11 protein-coding genes and 1 CRISPR repeat array (1 of these 12 only partly in view) are annotated in these 18,390 nt (G+C 45.7%); of the genes, 6 read left to right on the top strand and 5 right to left on the bottom strand.

The window, feature by feature from the left end:
- Nucleotides 1-138: 138 nt before the first annotated feature.
- Nucleotides 139-2,031 carry a biosynthetic arginine decarboxylase gene (speA, locus tag NQ542_RS00445; RefSeq protein WP_005641518.1) on the top strand — a complete coding sequence of 631 codons (1,893 nt, stop codon included), beginning with the start codon at nt 139-141 and terminating at the stop codon, nt 2,029-2,031.
- Here speA and dinB read toward each other — a convergent pair.
- From dinB to NQ542_RS00460, 3 genes are read right to left on the bottom strand one after another with little or no spacing between them, the layout of a single operon-like run.
- Entirely contained in the window at nt 2,019-3,113 is a 1,095-nt protein-coding gene (gene dinB, locus NQ542_RS00450) for a DNA polymerase IV (protein ID WP_005641516.1), read from the bottom strand. The genes speA and dinB overlap by 13 nt on opposite strands.
- Entirely contained in the window at nt 3,113-4,696 is a 1,584-nt protein-coding gene (locus NQ542_RS00455; protein ID WP_005641514.1) for a YfcC family protein, read from the bottom strand. The genes dinB and NQ542_RS00455 overlap by 1 nt, the downstream gene beginning before the upstream one ends.
- Nucleotides 4,693-5,967 carry a DNA recombination protein RmuC gene (locus tag NQ542_RS00460; RefSeq protein ID WP_005641512.1) on the bottom strand — a complete coding sequence of 425 codons (1,275 nt, stop codon included), beginning with the start codon at nt 5,965-5,967 and terminating at the stop codon, nt 4,693-4,695. Before NQ542_RS00460 ends, NQ542_RS00455 begins: the two co-directional genes overlap by 4 nt.
- Before the next feature lie 160 nt (nt 5,968-6,127).
- Here NQ542_RS00460 and tpx point away from each other — a divergent pair, with 160 nt between their 5' ends.
- A complete protein-coding gene (gene tpx, locus NQ542_RS00465) occupies nt 6,128-6,631 on the top strand; it encodes a thiol peroxidase (RefSeq protein ID WP_005641510.1) in 504 nt (167 codons plus the stop codon).
- A gap of 269 nt (nt 6,632-6,900) precedes the next feature.
- Here tpx and NQ542_RS00470 read toward each other — a convergent pair whose 3' ends face one another.
- Nucleotides 6,901-7,593 (bottom strand): response regulator transcription factor, encoded by a 693-nt coding sequence (locus NQ542_RS00470; protein WP_005641507.1) that lies wholly within the window; start codon nt 7,591-7,593, stop codon nt 6,901-6,903.
- Nucleotides 7,562-9,079 carry a sensor histidine kinase gene (locus NQ542_RS00475; protein WP_005641505.1) on the bottom strand — a complete coding sequence of 506 codons (1,518 nt, stop codon included), beginning with the start codon at nt 9,077-9,079 and terminating at the stop codon, nt 7,562-7,564. The genes NQ542_RS00470 and NQ542_RS00475 overlap by 32 nt, the downstream gene beginning before the upstream one ends.
- Before the next feature lie 152 nt (nt 9,080-9,231).
- Between NQ542_RS00475 and NQ542_RS00480 the strand changes: the two genes are divergently transcribed.
- The 4 genes from NQ542_RS00480 to NQ542_RS00495 all read left to right on the top strand — a co-directional run bounded on the left by NQ542_RS00480 (nt 9,232) and on the right by NQ542_RS00495 (nt 16,650).
- A complete protein-coding gene (locus NQ542_RS00480; RefSeq protein WP_005651100.1) occupies nt 9,232-11,376 on the top strand; it encodes an outer membrane beta-barrel family protein in 2,145 nt (714 codons plus the stop codon).
- Between the two features lie 300 nt (nt 11,377-11,676).
- Nucleotides 11,677-12,063 (top strand): HU family DNA-binding protein, encoded by a 387-nt coding sequence (locus NQ542_RS00485; RefSeq protein ID WP_005641501.1) that lies wholly within the window; start codon nt 11,677-11,679, stop codon nt 12,061-12,063.
- A 158-nt stretch (nt 12,064-12,221) separates the two neighbouring features.
- Complete coding sequence (locus tag NQ542_RS00490) at nt 12,222-14,297, top strand: BT4734/BF3469 family protein (RefSeq protein ID WP_036724679.1); 2,076 nt, start codon at nt 12,222-12,224, stop codon at nt 14,295-14,297.
- Nucleotides 14,298-14,424: 127 nt separating this feature from the next.
- The gene (locus NQ542_RS00495; protein ID WP_005651105.1) at nt 14,425-16,650 is read left to right on the top strand and encodes a CRISPR-associated helicase/endonuclease Cas3; all 2,226 of its coding nucleotides are present in this window, start codon (nt 14,425-14,427) and stop codon (nt 16,648-16,650) included.
- Between the two features lie 123 nt (nt 16,651-16,773).
- Nucleotides 16,774-18,390: direct repeats of the CRISPR family, unit length 32 nt; unit sequence GTTTCAATCCACGTACCTATATAAGGTACGAC (it continues 193 nt past the right edge of the window).

Genomic DNA, 18,390 nt, shown 5'->3' on the forward strand with positions numbered 1-18,390 from the left:
TAATTATATATCTATTGCTTATATTTACAACCTTTTTGATAGATAAGCTTGTCGATAAATATATTGACTTGTAACGTCTGAACAATATCTATTTATTTATTCCAAATACAAAAATGTATTTTTTGCACTGAAGAAGAAATGAGAAAATGGCGTATTGAAGACTCAGAAGAACTCTACAACATCACAGGTTGGGGGACTTCGTACTTTGGTATCAATGACAAAGGTCATGTAGTGGTAACTCCTCGTAAAGACGGCGCCGGTGTAGATCTGAGAGAGCTGGTCGACGAACTGCAATTACGGGATGTGGAGGCTCCTGTACTGATCCGTTTCCCAGATATTCTGGATAACCGTATTGAAAAGATCGCGAACTGTTTCAAGCAGGCTTCTGATGAATATGGTTATAAGGCGCAGAATTTCATTATCTATCCGATTAAAGTAAATCAGATGCGTCCGGTAGTGGAAGAGATTATCGGTCATGGCAAGAAGTTCAACTTAGGGTTGGAAGCCGGTTCAAAGCCGGAACTCCATGCGGTGATTGCGGTCAATACAGATTCGGATTCTTTGATTATCTGCAACGGTTACAAGGATGAGAGTTATATCGAACTAGCTTTGCTGGCACAGAAAATGGGTAAACGCATTTTTCTGGTTGTCGAAAAGATCAACGAACTGACTTTGATCGCCAAGATGGCCAAGCAGTTGAATGTCCGTCCGAATATCGGCATCCGTATTAAACTGGCATCTTCCGGCAGTGGTAAATGGGAAGAGAGCGGTGGCGATGCCAGCAAGTTCGGCTTGACGTCCAGCGAATTGCTGGAAGCACTTGATTTTCTGGAAAAGAAAGATTTGACAGATTGTCTGAAGCTGATTCATTTCCACATCGGCAGTCAGGTGACCAAGATACGCCGTATTAAAACGGCTTTGCGCGAAGCATCACAATTTTATGTACAACTGCATGCGATGGGCTTCAATATCGAGTTTGTGGATATTGGTGGCGGACTGGGAGTCGATTATGATGGTACTCGTTCTTCCAATAGCGAGAGCAGTGTCAATTATTCCATCCAGGAATATGTAAACGACTCTATTTCTACAATGGTCGATGCCAGTGACAAGAACGGTATCCCGCATCCGAACATCATAACGGAAAGCGGGCGTTCGTTGACTGCCCATCATTCCGTTTTGATATTTGAAGTGCTGGAAACAGCTACGCTTCCCGAAATGGATGAAGACTTCGAGGTGAGCGAATCTGATCACGAGCTTGTGCATGAACTGTATGAGATTTGGGATAAGCTGAACCAGAGCCGTATGCTGGAAGCCTGGCACGATGCGCAGCAGATACGTGAGGAAGCGTTGGATTTGTTCAGTCATGGTATTGTCGATTTGAAGACCCGTGCCCAAATCGAACGCTTGTATTGGTCTGTGACGCGCGAAATCAGCCAAATTGCTTCCGGGTTGAAACATGCACCGGATGAGTTTAGAAAGCTGGACAAACTATTGGCTGATAAGTATTTCTGTAATTTCTCGCTTTTCCAGTCCTTGCCTGACTCTTGGGCGATTGATCAGATTTTCCCGATCATGCCTATCCAGCGGTTGGATGAACGTCCGGACCGGACGGCGACTTTGCAGGACATAACCTGCGACTCGGATGGCAAGATTGCCAACTTTATTTCGACACGCAATGTTTCCCATGATCTACCGGTACATTCGCTGAAAGGAAAAGATGCTTATTATATCGGTGTCTTTCTGGTTGGGGCCTATCAGGAAATTCTGGGAGATATGCACAATCTTTTCGGTGATACGAATGCAGTGCATGTAACGGTAGATGAAAAAGGTTACAACATCGAGCAAGTCATCGACGGGGAAACGGTTGCCGAAGTGCTTGATTATGTCCAGTATAATCCTAAAAAGTTGGTGAGGACACTGGAAACTTGGGTGACTAAGTCTGTAAAGGAAGGTAAGATTTCGGTTGAAGAAGGTAAAGAGTTCCTTTCCAACTATCGTTCCGGCTTGTATGGATATACTTATTTAGAGTAATCCCAGTCGCTGAATTCAAAACTTAGTTGTTCCCAGCGGGCTTTCTCTTCGTTCTTCTCGTAAGGATTGGAGACCGAAAGCCCGATCAGGCGAATCGGGTGAGTCGTATATTCGATGTCTTTCAACAGTCCTTTGGCTAAAGGTAGTATTTCGGCTAAAGTCGTCAGTTCGTGGCTTTGGGTGATGCTTCTTGTCTTTTGGTTGAAATCATGGAATTTAATTTTTAAAGTAAGGGTATTTCCTTTGAAACCGGTTCGTTGCAGCCGTTCGATCAGTTCGGTCGCAACATGATATAATTCGATGATAACGGACGATTGCTGCGAAATGTCTTTTTCAAGCGTATGTTCACAGCCTACGGATTTGCGGATTCGGACGGCTTCGACAGGGCGTAAGTCTATCCCTCTTGAAAATTCATAATATAAAATTCCTGCTTTTCCGAATTGTCGGGTGAGCATTTCTTGTGAACAAGCTCTCAACTGTTCTCCGTTATGGATGCCTAATGAGTGCATCCGTTGGGCGGTGACCGGACCGATCCCCCAGAAGGATTCGATCGGCAGACGTTTGATGAATTCTTCCGCCTGGGACGGATGGATGGTGCACAGTCCGTCCGGCTTGCGGTAGTCAGAGGCGATTTTAGCCAAAAACTTATTATACGATACCCCAGCCGAGGCAATCAGATGCAGCTCCTCCCGGATTTTTTGCTTGATTGCTTTGGCTATGTCGACGGCAAGCGGGATGTTTTGTTTATTCTCGGTAACATCCAGAAACGCCTCGTCCAGTGAAAGTGGCTCGACAATGTCCGTATATTCGTGGAAGATTTCGTGTATCTGGCGGGACACCGCTTTATAGACATCCATCCGTCCGGAAACAAATGTGAGCTGAGGGCATAGGCGTTTAGCCCTTTGTGACGACATGGCGGAGCGTACGCCGAACTTCCGGGCTTCGTAGCTTGCTGCCGCTACGACACCCCGTTCCTCCGCGTGGCCGACTGCAAGCGGAATTCCGCGAAGTTCCGGATTATCCCGCTGTTCCACAGAAGCGTAGAATGCGTCCATGTCGATATGTATGATCTTCCGTTCCATTAAAATCCGTTCATCGGAACCAATACTGTCGGTATGAGTAACAGGAATCCGACTATTACCAGAAGCAATATGAATTTCCATGCCCAGCGAAACCATTTATCGTAGGGGATACGGCTGACACCCAGAACGGCGATCAACACTCCCGATGTCGGGGTGATCATATTGGTGAATCCGTCTCCGAACTGGAAGGCCATCACGGTCGCTTGCTTTGACAATCCGATCAAGTCGGAGAAAGGAGCCATGATCGGCATGGTCAGGGCTGCTTTGGCACTTCCGGAAGGAATGATCAGGTTGATCAAGGTCTGGATCACGTACATCATGCCGACGGTCGCCACTTGTCCGAGCCCTTCCATCCCTTTCGCCAGGTTGTAGAGAATGGTGTCGATGACAAGCCCTTCTTTCAGTATCACGATAATACCGCCTGCAAGGCCGACTACCAAAGCTGCGCTCATAATGTCCTTGCATCCGTCCAGAAACAGTTTGACCAGTTCGTTGGGAGTCCGGTTGTTGGCGATGCCGGCTGCCAGTCCGAGGGCGAAGAACAGGGTGGCTATCTCCATGATATACCAGCCATATCCCATCACTCCCGTTATCAGATAAAAAATCGTGAAGAAGAGGAGGTTCAGGATATAAAGATGGACTGTCTTGCGTAGGGCGAACAGGGAAGTCAAGATAAAAGCAGCTGTTAGAATGGGGAGGAGAGGCAGTCCTTTGATAACGCTGTTCCCGATTTGTAAAGTTGTTGCAGGATAATAAGCTGCGAAAATGATTTGTATGACTGCCAATGTGCCAAAACTGATCCAGGCGGTACGTGGTGTATGATAGCTTACATCCAGCGAGTTGTTATTGTGTAGGTCCCGCCAATACTGATCTTCTTCGTAGACTAACGAAGCTTTCGGGTTTTTCTTTACTTTAGCAGCATAACGCAGTATCCAGGAGAAACCGATCATATTGATGACAATCCAGCAAAATATCCGGTATTCGATTCCGGAAAAGAGCGGAATACCGGCCAGCCCTTGCGCAATGCCGATTGTAAATGGGTTCAGTATCGCACCGGCAAATCCTAATCCGGCGGCGACAAAGACCATGCAAACGCCTGTAATGGAGTCATACCCCATCGAGATCGCCATCGGGACAAGCACCAGGCAAAATGCGATGGTCTCTTCACTCATCCCGAAGACGGCCCCGAATATGCTGAATAGTAGCATGATGGATGTCAGTAAGAAATTCTCCACTCCGATCTTGCGCAGGAAACGGTTGTTCTCCATTTTACGGGCGCGGCCGAGGAAACTGACGGTTCCGATATCGAAAGCCTTACTGTCGTTGACGATCCAGAACGCCCCTCCGATAATCAGGATGAAGACGATGATATCTGCCTTGTCGACAAATCCTTTGTAAAAAGCCGAGAACACCTGCCAGGTTTGCGGAACATGTTCTACCGCTTCGTAGACAACCGTTTTTTCTCCGGCGGCATTGATACTCTCTTTGTATTGTCCGCCCGGAATGATCCAGGTGAGGGCGGCACAGAAAAGAATGATATAAAATATGATGGCGTATGTATGTGGAATCTGTCTCTTTTTCATAATCCGTTTTCGTTTTCTTCATCCGTTAATGGACCTATTTCGGGAAGGATGGCACGTGCCTCCCTGTCGCTGAGGGTGTCTACATCTTTCAGTTTGCGCTGGATCACGCGTGTGCGTGTCCCTAATACCTCTTCGATCTGTCCGCTGGCCGTCTGCAAGTTCTTCTGTGCTTTTTCCAGCATGCCACCTACCTTCTCGAATTCTTTCTTTACCGCCCCCAAGATGGTCCATACCTCGCCGGAGTGTTTCTGGATAGCGAGCGTGCGGAATCCCATTTGCAGGCTGTTCAGGATGGCGGCAAGCGTTGTCGGACCGGTGACGACCACTTTATAGTTGCGCTGTAGTTCTTCCAGCAGGGAAGAACGGCGTACGACCTCCGCATAGATTCCTTCGAAAGGCAGGAACATGATGCCGAAGTCGGTGGTGGCGGGGGGAGCCAGATACTTGTCGGAAATATCCTTTGCCATCTTTTTAATAGTTGTTTCCAATAGCTTTCCGGCTGCTTCTATAGCCTGTGTGTCGGCATGATCATATGCATCGAGCAGCTGTTCGTAGACGTCTTTGGGAAATTTTGCATCTATCGGCAGATAGACGAATTCGCGGACATCGTCACGCCCCGGAAGTTTGACGGCAAACTCCACGACGGCATCCGATCCTTTGCGGGTGTGCACATTCGCCTCGTATTGCTCCGGCGCCAGGATTTGTTCGAGAAGCATGCTTAATTGGATTTCCCCGATGTTGCCGCGTGTCTTCACATTGCTGAGGACACGTTTTAAACCACCTACGTCTTGTGCCAGCGTTTGCATTTCTCCAAGTCCTTTCTGTACGCTTTCCAGTTGTTCCGTCACAAGCCGGAATGATTGGCCGATCCGGTCATTCAGTGTCTTTTGCAATTTCTCGTCTACGGTCAGGCGGATTTCTTCCAACCGCTTTTCCGTATTGGCAACCAACAGGCGTTGTTGTTCGTCCAAGTTAGCGAACTTTTCGCGTTGCAAGGCATTGAAGGAAGTGATCCCCCGGTCGAAAGCATTCCGGAATTCGTTCATGGAGCGCGTCAGTTCTTCCCGGTTATCCCTGGCGACGATGCGGCCTTCTTCCCGGTTCAGACGAAAATCTTCCCGAAAGTTTTTTTCAATACGTTCAAATGAACGTTGCATTTCGTCGAGCAGCCGTTTCAATTCGCCTGCGATGTCCGAATGGTCTTTCCGGGGGCGGAAAAAGACCTGTAAAGCAATGATTACAACAAGTAAGCAAATAATCAACCCATCCATTTCTTTCTATTTTGGGTCAAAGATAGAAAAAGAGTTATCGAGAGCAGTAATTAAAAAGAGTTAAAAGGAAAAACATTATTCAGATTCCTTTGTTTAAGTTATACAAAGCAGCTTATATTTGTAAGCCGCTTTTGATAAAGAACATAAAATACAACAAAAGATGGCAAAGATAACATTTAAAGGTAATGAAGTCAATACGAACGGTTCATTGCCCGCAGTTGGAGCAGAGGCTCCTGATTTTAAGGGTGTAAAGAGCGATTTATCCGAATTGCATCTGAAAGATTTAAAAGGAAAGAAAGTCGTGATTAACGTGTTCCCAAGTTTGGACACTGCCGTGTGTGCCGCATCGGTAAGACGTTTTAATAAAGAAGCCGCTTCTCTTCCTAATACTGTGGTGCTTGCCGTATCAAAAGACTTGCCTTTTGCGCAAGGACGTTTCTGTACCACGGAAGGTATCGATAAAGTGATCCCACTTTCTGCATTCCGTTGTTCTTGTTTTGAAAACGGGTACGGGATGTTGATGGTCGATGGTCCGCTGAAGGGTTTGTTAGCCCGTGGCGTGATAGTTGTCGACGAAGCCGGTAAAGTTGTTTATGAGGAACTGGTTTCCGAAATAACGAACGAACCGAATTACGAAGCCGCAATCGCTTCGTTAAAAAACTAATAAAGTAGATTATTGTTTTTCATTGGTTAAAGTTAAGGGTTAGTGTAGAAGGCCGCCGGATGTGAATCCCGTGGCCTTCGTTTTTTATAATCCTGACCAGCTCATCGTTAATTTGGCAATTGTCTTATGGCTTAGTTTTGAAACAAAATCGGCGGAGGTATTGGTTTGGGTTACTATCATGGCTATGCATTCCCAATCTTTATCCGCTTACGACGCCTTTCAATCGAAGATTTGAGGAAAATAGAATATATGTACCAGTATCAAAGATATTAAAGTGGTTCACAGATTAACTTGTAACCGATTCCTCTTACGTTCAAGATCTTGATGCGAGAGTCTTTGTCCAATTTGTGGCGCAGCTTGGTGATGAAAACATGCAGGCTGCGTGCATTATAAAAGCTGTCGTCTCCCCATAGGCTCAGCAGAATGTCCTTGCTGTAGATCGGCTGGTTCTCGTTTTCGCATAGGCGTTTCAATATTTCGGATTCTTTGTAGGAGAGTTTGTCGCTTTCTCCGGCTATCAGCAAGGTCTGGACTTTCGGGTAGAAAGTGTAAAGCCCGATCTCGTAGAATTCGGTTCTTCCCTCCTCCTGTTTATATTTGATCAGGAGGGCTTTAGCGCGAACGACCAATTCACGCAGACTGAACGGTTTGCGAACATAGTCGTTGGCTCCTAATTCGAAGCCGAAGACGATGTCATCTGTTGAAGAACGGGCACTCAGGAAGAGTACAGGCACTTCTTTATTCTCCTTCCGTATCCGCCGGATCATTTCGAACCCGTCTATTTCCGGCATCATGACATCCGCGATAATCAGGTCGGGAGCATACTTGTAGAAACGATCGATCCCCTGCAGGCCGTTTCCTGCCGTTATGACTTGGAAGTCTTCTTCTTCCAGTGCATCTTTGATGATCATGGACAGGCTCGCTTCGTCTTCAACCAATAATATCGATTTCTTGTCTTTCATGTGTTTGCGGTAATGTGATTATGAAGCAACTTCCCTTTCCGGGCTGGCTTTCTACCCGGATCGTACCGTTGTGCATGTGTATCATTGTCTTGACATAAAACAGCCCGATGCCGTACCCTCTTACGGGAGGTCGCTTGCTGTTGGAAACCCGGTAGAATTTATCGAAGATATGTGCCAGGTGTTCTTCTTCTATTCCGATGCCGTTGTCGGTAATGCGGATGATGACCGAACCGTTGCGCTCTTCTGCCGTTATCTGGATGTGCGGACTATCACCGGAATATTTGATGGCATTGTCCAGAATGTTGCTCAAGATGTTGTAAAGATGTGTTCTGTCGGCTTCCAGTATAATCCTGTCCGGCATGGATTCCAGCCCGACATGAAAGGGTTTGGAGGATTTGATGCTCTGTTGTTCGACGATTTTATCGAGCAACCCGTTCAGGTCTACTCTTTCGTATTTAAGTTTGAAATCCTTTTTACGTTCCAGGCCGAGTGAAAGAATTTGCTCGACCATATTGCCGAGACGTAGCACTTCCTCGTGACAGATATGCAAGTATTTGTTTGTCTTTTCTTTGTTTCCGGTTATGTTGTAATGGATCATGGCTTCGATTGCTGCATAGGTGATTGCTATCGGGGTTTTCAATTCATGCGTGACATTGTGCGTAAAGTCATCTTTCAGTTGTTCCACTGTCTTTTGGTGGATCAGGAACCAGAACATATAAGCGAAAGAGAGGATCAGGATCAACAGGATCAGGAATGAAGAGAATAGGATGCCCGACATCATCCGGATCGTATCCCACCGGGTTGGTTCGGTATAAACCAGATAAGCCCTTTTATGATAGGTCGTGTATTCCCATTTGTGTAGGTCGTATTCTGTCTTGTCCAGGTCTGCCGGAACGGATGAGGCGATGATCGAACTGTCTTCCAGATTCCACATTTCGGTATGATGGCGAATATCCAGCCCCCTCTTTTGCAGGTGGGAGGACAGGATGCTGTCGAACTTTGCAAGGTCGACCGGTTTGACCGAATCGATCACTTCATGTAGAGCTTGCTGCATCTGTAAGCCTAACTCTCCTAACGACCTGAAATCGTTACCGACCTCCACTGCCGTGCTTTTTAGCATTTTACCCGCTTCGTTACGGAGTGTCTGGCTCCGGTATCGGGGATGATAGATATTCGTATCTAAAGGCTGCACGCTCAGTTCGGGAATAACCGAATCCTTGTCAGGAAACCGGGTACTGAGAGCCGCACCGCCTTTCGTATCGGCAATGGCGGATGTCTCTCTTTGCCTGTGCGTGACCCTGCTGAGGAAATCGGCCCGATTGAACAGTTCGATATGATCTGCATTTTTGATCGCCATCCGGATCTCTTCCTGGTTCTGCTTTTGCCGTGAGTGGTAGAGGCCGGTTATCCAGAATAGCTGATAGATGAAGAGGCCGGACAACGACAGGATGACCAGAACGATTACATATTTGAACGAAGATTTCATGTAAACAAATGTAGGGAAAGTTTATCTGATCCGGTTTATTTGGTAAGACTAAATAACATTCGTGCGGGGGGATGTTATATAGTCTTACCAAAAAGAGGCAAAGTTTGGAACTCTCGTTTCCGAATATAACCTTTACAAGAAAAAATAATACGATGAAGCATTTCTATCATTATTTGTTGACCGTTTTTCTGGCAGGGCAAGTACCTGGATGGGGGCAGAACGCAACGGAAAAGAAACACATCTTCGTGAACGACAGTATAACCGTAGATCTTCCGGAGGTGTTTGTAAAAGCGGAACGGCCGCTGGTGAAAGTGTCGGAAGGCAAGTTGCAGTACGACATTCCGAACCTGGTAAAAGATAAACCGGTCGATAACGCTTTTGATGTGATAGGCGAATTGCCCGGTATACAAAAAGATGGGGATAAGGTGTCGATTATCGGAACCCCTTCGACCTCGATCCTGATCAACGGACGCAAAAGTTCGATGACAGCGGAACAATTGGCTGGCTTATTGAAATCCACATCTTCATCCAAAGTAAAACAAATAGATGTGATGTATAGCACGCCTCCCCGGTTTGGCGTGAAAGGTGCATCCATCAATGTCGTAATAGAAAATGACAAATCTTTGAAAGACGTGCTGAAGGGGGAAATCTCTTTGACGGGTAAGCAAGGTTATTTCTTTTCTCCATCCGGTCAGGCGAACCTTTCGTATATCGGGAAGAATTACTCGGCTGATATCTCTTATTCGGCCGCTTATGATCATGGACGCCAGGAAGAGGAAATGATTGCCCGACCGACTGTAAACGATCGCCCGTACGATATTAGGCAGGATGACTGGTATAATAATGTAAGCCTTTCTCACAATATACGGGGAGCTTTCGATTTCGATTTGAAAAGTAAAGACCGCTTGTCACTTTCCTATACCGGCCGTTTTTACGACCCGGATAAAGTATCGAGAAGAGGCGCGTTGACCGAGTTTGTCGATATCCGGCGGGTAGAGACGGAGCTGGAATTGTCCGGCGCTTCGAATCTGCATAATGCCCGGATGGATTATATCGGTCATAAAGGGTTCAGAGCCGGGATGGATTATACTTTTTATAAGAATGACGACAAGCAACATTTGGTTAATGACTTTGAAAAAGAGGAAGAGCAGACAATCTCAACTCTGTCTTCCCAGCAGGTACAACGTGTTGATCTTTATATGAACGACAGTCGTAAATTGAAAAAAGAATGGATGTTGGATTACGGAGTAGATGCTTCTTTTTCCGATACCCGTAACGAGTCCGGTCAGTCGATCAATGGTGGGAATGCTCCTGAAGGAACTTTCCGCCTTAAACAAAAAGATTATTCAATGGGTGCTTTTGCCAGTTTTACGAAACAATTCGGGAAAAAGGTTTCATTGAATGCATCCCTTTCCTTGCAGTATTATAAAGCATCCGTCGATTCGGCAGGAAAGAAAAAGACATTATGGAACAGGGCCGGCCTTTTCCCTCAATTGAATTTTACTTACAAGGTGGCTCCGTCCGGTATGCTGATGTTTTCCTTTTCGAGTGATAAAACCTATCCGTCCTATTGGATGACTACTCCTACTACCTATTATATGAATGTCTACAGTTCTATAATCGGGAACCCGGACCTGAAGCCGCAGCTCTCTTATTCGATGCAACTGAATTATGTCCTGAAGAGCAAGTATGTATTCGGCTTATTTACAAATATACAGCCCGATAAAATACAACAGATGACGTACCAGCGCCACGATGAGTTGAGGTCCGTATTCCAGACAGTGAATATGGATATCTACAATATGTACGGAGCGGTCGCCGTCATCCCTTTCAGGCCTTTTGATTTTATGAGTTCCAGGCTGACGCTGATGGGCTGTGCCATTCATAACAAAGGGACGCTTTATGATGTCTTTTTCGACCGTAAAAAACTGTTTGGCCGGGCCGAATTGAACAATACCTTCTACCTGACCGAAGACCGGAACTTGTTGTTGGAGTTGCGGGGCTATTGTATATCTCCGGTCATACAGGGATTGTATGATGTCGATCTGATATACAACGTGTCGGCCGGTCTGACCTGGACATTCGCGAAAAAGAAGATGCGCCTGACGGTTCGGGGTAATGATTTGTTCGAGGGAGGCAATCCCGTTACCCGTGTGGATGAACAGGGGCAGAAAAGCCGCATGAAACTGTGGCAGGATAGCCGGAATGTGACACTGACATTACGGTATAGTTTCGGTGGCTACAAAGAGAAAAAGGCAAAAGAGGTAGACACTTCACGTTTGGGGACGGGGATTTGATATGCTTGCTGTCCAAATACCGGGATGAATCAACTGATGGCGGAAATGTTGGGAGGTATAGTAAATAAGTCTTGAAGAACAATTGTTTGTGTTATTATATTTTATACCTTTAGCGCTGACTTGCTAATGCTATCCTGTACCTCTTAGTTAGTTATCCTGTACACCCTGGTAAACCATCCTGTACATCTTGACCGATTATCCTGTACAGGCTGTTGTTACTGAGTGGTTACTAATAAGATATAGGATGGTAACCTTTGAGATAAATCGTGTTAATGTTAAATCTAATAGAAAGATAATAGTATGGCGGTAAGATACAAGCTGACAAAAATCAATGACAATATTACTGATAATAAGACGGTAAAGTATTCGGTAACGACGGTAAGCTATGACAATGTGAATTTGGATGCTTTAGCCGAGCAAATAGCCGGATCCAGTACATTTTCCTACGGCGAAGTGAAAGGACTTGTGGAAAATCTGACTATTCTGATTGCGGAAGCTCTGGAAGGCGGCAATACCGTGACGATCGACGGTTTGGGAACATTTTCCGTAACTGCCCGACCCAACCGTGAAGTGGAAGATCCGTTGAAAATCCGTGCCGAATCTATTAAGCTGAAAGGAATTGGCTTCAAACCCAGCCCGAAACTGAAGGAGAGGCTGAGAAGTATTGAGTTTACGAGGATGAAATAGGTTTTATACATAAAGTTTACGGGAAGTATTTGCCATTTGCAATCTTACCAGGTAATAATTTGTATAATAGTTTGTTATTCCATTGCAAATATCTTTTTGAGTTTGCAATGGAGTTTGTCATTAGTCATAAAACAAAAGTTGCACAAATGAGTCCGGATATGAAAATAACACAAGTGAAGAGTAATGGTAAGTCTTTGAAAAATATAGAGTTGCCAGATGTGATGACTGCGATAAGATCCGGCGAACAAGCCAGGGTGGTGAATGAACATCGGGGGATATTATCCTCTTCAATGCCTGGCGATCGGAACATTCATGCGACGGATATTCCTGTTTTGCTTTTTGCCGCCCGGTTCAGGAAAAAGGAAAGCAGGATAGAGTATCAGGTGTATAACGGGCTGGTGCTGATGGATGTCGGCAATCTGGCGGATAGGGAAGAGGCCGTGGAGGTGAAGCGACTCGCTTCCTTAGCCCCGCAGACAATGGCTGCCTTTGTCGGTTCGAGCGGGAAGAGCGTGAAAATACTGGTTCCTTTTGTGTTGCCCGACGGTTCCCTTCCGGAAAAGAGGGAGTTGGCCGAGTTGTTTCATGCGGTGGCCTACAGGCGTGCAGTGGCCTTTTATCAGGCTCATCTGCAACGTCATATAGAGATGGGGGAGGAGGCATCGTTGGAAAGAGGATGCCGCCATTCTTTTGATCCTGGTTTATATTATAATCCGTCGGCCACACCGTTGATTCAGGAGCAACCGATGCAGATGCCTGCCGAACCGACCTATCGGGAGGTGGTGGCCAAAGAGGAAGATCCGCTTTTGCGCATGATGCCCGGATATGACCGCAGTCGTATCGTTTCCCGTTTTTATAATGCCTGTATGTTGGACGCCCTCGAAAAGACGGGTGGCTTGGATGAAGGAAAAGAGGTCAGGCCTTTCCTGACAAGGTTGGCTGAAAATTGTTTTCGCTCCGGTATTCCGGAAGAGGATGTGGTTCGCTGGACAAAGATTAGCCGGAATCTCGAACTGTTTGAAGAGGAGATCCGGGAGACGGTTCACATGGTGTACCAACTGTCGAAGTGTTTCGGGAAGAAGCCGGTGATGCCTGCCGAGCAACTGCTTTCGATAAAGACGGACGAGTTTATGAAACGGCGGTATGAGTTCCGGCGGAATATGCTGGCAGGCGAAGTGGAGTTCCGGGCAAGAGGTTCGTACTATATCCATTTTGCCCCGGTTACCGAAACGGTTCTAAATAGCATCGGTCTGAATGCGCAGGCCGAAGGGCTGGCTCTTTGGGATCGCGATGTGAAGCGGTATGTTTATTCCGACAGGGTTCCGGTCTTTTATCCGTTGGAAGATTATCTGGAATATTTGCCGGAGTGGGACGGTAAGGATCATATACGTGCACTGGCCGATACGCTGCCGACCGCTAATGCCCAGTGGCGCAATCTGTTTTATATCTGGTTCCTGAGTATGACCGCCCACTGGTACAGGCGCGAGCATTTGCATGCAAACAGTTCGTTGCCTTTGCTGGTCGGTCCGCAGGGATGTGGCAAGTCCACCTGGTGTCGGAATTTGTTGCCGCCTTCGCTTCGTATGTATTATACGGATAGCATTGATTTCAGTAACAAACGGGATGCCGAACTGATGCTGACTCGTTTTGCCTTGATCAATATCGATGAATTCGATTCGGTCAGTTCCGCTTACCAGAGCTTTTTAAAGAATGTCTTGCAAAAGCCGGTTGTCAACGCTCGCCAGCCTTATAAGCGAAGTATTCAGGCATTGCACCGGTATGCCTCTTTTATCGCGACCTGCAACAATTACGATCTGTTGACCGATCCGACCGGAAGCCGGCGTTTTATCTGTATCGAGATATCCGGTACGATAGATAATTCAACGTCAATAAACTATGAACAGTTGTATGCCCAGGCAGTGGCTGCTTTAAAGAATGGCGAACGTTATTGGTTTACTTCCGAAGAGGAGTTCTCGACAACTCGTAACAATGAAGTATTCCAGCAACTGCCTGTCGAAGAACAGTTGTTTCTTCAGTACTTTCGTGCCGCCCGGCCGGGAGAGGAGAGTCTGGAATTATCCGCCATTGAAATTCTCCAGTATCTGCAAAGTGAAAGTGGCATTAAGTTGGGCAATAAACGGTTGACCTACTTCGGCCGCCTGCTCCAGAAGAATAAGATCCCTTCACGCCGCACGATGAAAGGAACTTGCTATTCGGTGGTGAAGGTGGGATAATGTAGGGTGGATAACAAATGTTATTGCAAATGAAAAAGAGTTTGCAATGAAGTAATAGATTGTTATATAGCTACTTATAGGTCGCTATTGCAAATGGCGAATGGATAGCAGAAAATTATTATATGAAATGATGAAAGAACAAGATTTTATAGCGCATGTCAGAGTAGAAGAGGATGCTTTCCGGATACAGACGGTGAAGGAACATTCAGTCGGTACGGCCACATTAAGCGAATCGTTTGCATCTGTTTTCGGGGCGGCGGCTTGGGGAAAGCAGAATGGCTGGTGGCATGATATGGGGAAATATACAAAGAATAGTTTTCAACCTTATATCCGTAACGCATCCGGCATGGCAGTGGAACAGAAAGTAGTGGATAAACCCGACCATTCCTCGGCTGGAGCGATTCTGGCGAGAGAAAAATTGCCGGGTTATTATCCTCCATTGGCTTATTGTATAGCCGGACATCATTCGGGATTGCTGGACTGGACTTCTTCCGGGGAGGCCAATTTGAATAGACGTCTGTCTAAAACAGATTGCTACCAGGAGATGCTGAAAGATGCACCGGAAGAGATGCAAGAGGTGGTTGCTTCGTTAGACCAGCCTTTGATTGATGATTTTGAGAAGGATATACATCAATGGATTCGCATGTTGTTCTCTTGCCTGGTTGATGCCGACTACTTGGATACGGAGCGGTTTATGCATCCGGAACAAGCAGCCAGGCGTGGGCAATATGATTCTATGGAAACGTTGAAGGATCGGTTTGATGTCTATATGGAATCGCTTACGGCAAATGCACCAGCATCTTTCATCAATGAGAAACGGGCGGCTATCCTGTCCCGTTGCCGGAAGATGGCCGAGAGCCTTCCCGGCTTTTTTAGCCTGACAGTTCCGACAGGTGGGGGAAAGACATTGGCGTCGATGGCTTGGGCACTCCTCCACGCCGTTCGTTACAAAAAAAAACGGATTATCATCGTTATTCCTTATACGAGTATTATTGTACAGACGGCTGCCGTGCTCCGGGATATTTTCGGAGCGGAGAATGTGGTGGAGCATCATAGTAATTTGCAACAGGATAGTAACGACGAACGGTCCCCTTCTTTGCTGGCAACGGAAAATTGGGATGCTCCGATCATTGTGACGACAAATGTGCAGTTCTTTGAATCGCTGTATGCTTGCCGCACTTCGCGATGCCGGAAATTGCATAATATCTGTAACTCTGTTGTTATTCTGGATGAGGCGCAGATGTTACCGGTTGAGTTTTTGCACCCCATACTGGATGTCTTGCAGAGCTTGCAAGCCTCTTTTAAAGCCAGTATTTTGTTTACTACGGCCACATTACCCGTTTTTTCCGGTCGGATCGGAACAGGACCGGGGGCTTTTGACGGACTGAAAACTCCCGTGACAGAAATTACTTCTGTGCATGATAATTTGTTTGAGGCTTTTAAACGGGTGGAGCTGCATTGGCCGGAACCAGGCACAACCACTAACTTCGATGAACTTGCCGACGAGCTGTCCGGGTATGATTGTGTGCTATGTATTGTAAATACCCGTAAGGACGCGCGCGAGCTTTACCGGCGGATGCCTGAAGGAACTTTACATTTGTCGCGTATGATGTGCTCCGCGCATATCATGGAAGTTATAAAATTGATCAAGCAGAAATTGAAGGACAATGAACCAGTCCGTGTGATAAGTACGCAGTTGGTTGAAGCCGGGGTAGATATTGATTTCCCTGTAGTATACCGTGCTTTTGCCGGTCTGGATTCAATCATACAGGCGGCAGGAAGATGTAACCGGGAAGGCAAATTGAATCATGTGGGTAAATTAGGTCAGGTTTTTGTCTTTAATTTGGAGAATACTCTTTTGCGTGGTTTGATGGGAAAGGGAGCGGCTGCTTTGCGGGAGATACTGTCTGTTTCCGATGGGAGCGACTTGTTTTCTCCGGAGTGTATGGCTCAATATTTCAGCTTATTCTATAGCAATTGTAACACCTTTGATAAGGCTAATATAAAAGGTCTGTTATATAAAGGTTTTGCAGAAATGCACTTTATGTTTGCAACTGCTGCAGAGAAGTTCCGGTTGATAGACGATAAAGACTCGGTATCCATCTTGGTCGGCTATGGTGATGGTGCAACCTTACTGGAGGAACTGAAGCGGATTGGCCCGGAATTTTGGTTGTTACGTAAGCTACAGCAGTATAGCGTATCCATTAGAAAATGGGATTTCGAACAGTTATGTAAACAGGGAACAGTGGGAGTGTATGCTGGGATTTTTATATTGGAAGATGGAAGGTGTTATGATGAACGGGCCGGATTGGTTTTGGACGGTGCTTGGGTAGAGGAACTACTGTTGATGTGATAGGTGTTACAGATTGAGTTGGTTATAATAGTGCGTTTGGATTGAAATGTGTCTGAATTACAACAATAACATTACCGTCGCATCCTTTACGGGTGCGACGGCTATGACACGTGTATCAACTTCTGGCCAATGCACGTACCTATATAAGGTACGACAGACTCCGAAGGACACGCGTACCGGTTGTCAACTGTTTCAATCCACGTACCTATATAAGGTACGACCAACAACCGACTATATGTTATAAAACATATAACGGTTTCAATCCACGTACCTATATAAGGTACGACAAACGGTAAGACCGTCCTTTAAATTACCGTCAGTTTCAATCCACGTACCTATATAAGGTACGACAATGATTCATTTGATGGCAATAGATGTACAATATAAGTTTCAATCCACGTACCTATATAAGGTACGACGCTTCCATATCCTCTAAAGGGGGTAAATTCAAAGTTTCAATCCACGTACCTATATAAGGTACGACAAAGCGGCATATTCAAGTATGTTTACCCGTTCCTGTTTCAATCCACGTACCTATATAAGGTACGACATATCACGCTTTCGACCTCCCTACTCTTTTCCATGTTTCAATCCACGTACCTATATAAGGTACGACAAAAGGCCTTGGGCTTTGATCGTATTTATATTCGTGTTTCAATCCACGTACCTATATAAGGTACGACATGAATTGGGAATAAGGAGTAAGAGACAAACAGGTTTCAATCCACGTACCTATATAAGGTACGACGCAGGCCCTATTATGGCTACTCCTACCGCTATGGTTTCAATCCACGTACCTATATAAGGTACGACTTTCTTTCCCTGCATTATCCTGTCTATCCTTTACAGTTTCAATCCACGTACCTATATAAGGTACGACTTGCAAACTTATTACGCTACTGTTATCACTGTCAAGTTTCAATCCACGTACCTATATAAGGTACGACATAGCATTAGCTCCAAGTGTTTTATCCGTCTCAAGTTTCAATCCACGTACCTATATAAGGTACGACCATTTTTCAGGATCATCTTCTCCTGCCACAATAGTTTCAATCCACGTACCTATATAAGGTACGACCGCACCTCTTTTTATTACACTTACATACAATCCTGTTTCAATCCACGTACCTATATAAGGTACGACGGAACGGTTTTTTGTGTTTTATTCCTGTTTTATCAGTTTCAATCCACGTACCTATATAAGGTACGACAAGGCCTTGGATTTTGATCGTATCTACATCCGTGTTTCAATCCACGTACCTATATAAGGTACGACTTAAAGGGGTCACAAAACTCATCCGTATAGTATTGTTTCAATCCACGTACCTATATAAGGTACGACCAATGGCGCGCTTTTGGCGTCTACCGGCTCCAATAGTTTCAATCCACGTACCTATATAAGGTACGACGTCGCCTGTGTGTCAGATAAAGAAACAGGATTTGTTTCAATCCACGTACCTATATAAGGTACGACTTTCATTTGTATGTTATCGTTCAAAATAACACCGTTTCAATCCACGTACCTATATAAGGTACGACCATGTTCCTTCATTATCATTTGAGCCGTACCTATCTGTTTCAATCCACGTACCTATATAAGGTACGACATCTGAACCTTATAAAAGTCAGACTGTGTTCTTGTTTCAATCCACGTACCTATATAAGGTACGACCTTCGCATTCGAGATCGAAGCGACGGTTATTAAGTTTCAATCCACGTACCTATATAAGGTACGACTAT

The organism is Parabacteroides merdae ATCC 43184 (assembly GCF_025151215.1).
Classification (GTDB): domain Bacteria; phylum Bacteroidota; class Bacteroidia; order Bacteroidales; family Tannerellaceae; genus Parabacteroides; species Parabacteroides merdae.

What these genes read in the sequence shown, in the direction of transcription:
- speA (WP_005641518.1), top strand. Translation starts at nt 139, where the DNA reads ATGAGAAAATGGCGTATTGAAGACTCAGAAGAACTCTACAACATCACA.
- NQ542_RS00495 (WP_005651105.1), top strand. Translation starts at nt 14,425, where the DNA reads ATGATGAAAGAACAAGATTTTATAGCGCATGTCAGAGTAGAAGAGGAT.
- NQ542_RS00480 (WP_005651100.1), top strand. Translation starts at nt 9,232, where the DNA reads ATGAAGCATTTCTATCATTATTTGTTGACCGTTTTTCTGGCAGGGCAA.
- tpx (WP_005641510.1), top strand. Translation starts at nt 6,128, where the DNA reads ATGGCAAAGATAACATTTAAAGGTAATGAAGTCAATACGAACGGTTCA.
- dinB (WP_005641516.1), bottom strand. Translation starts at nt 3,113, where the DNA reads ATGGAACGGAAGATCATACATATCGACATGGACGCATTCTACGCTTCT.
- NQ542_RS00470 (WP_005641507.1), bottom strand. Translation starts at nt 7,593, where the DNA reads ATGAAAGACAAGAAATCGATATTATTGGTTGAAGACGAAGCGAGCCTG.
- NQ542_RS00490 (WP_036724679.1), top strand. Translation starts at nt 12,222, where the DNA reads ATGAAAATAACACAAGTGAAGAGTAATGGTAAGTCTTTGAAAAATATA.
- NQ542_RS00485 (WP_005641501.1), top strand. Translation starts at nt 11,677, where the DNA reads ATGGCGGTAAGATACAAGCTGACAAAAATCAATGACAATATTACTGAT.
- NQ542_RS00455 (WP_005641514.1), bottom strand. Translation starts at nt 4,696, where the DNA reads ATGAAAAAGAGACAGATTCCACATACATACGCCATCATATTTTATATC.
- NQ542_RS00475 (WP_005641505.1), bottom strand. Translation starts at nt 9,079, where the DNA reads ATGAAATCTTCGTTCAAATATGTAATCGTTCTGGTCATCCTGTCGTTG.
- NQ542_RS00460 (WP_005641512.1), bottom strand. Translation starts at nt 5,967, where the DNA reads ATGGATGGGTTGATTATTTGCTTACTTGTTGTAATCATTGCTTTACAG.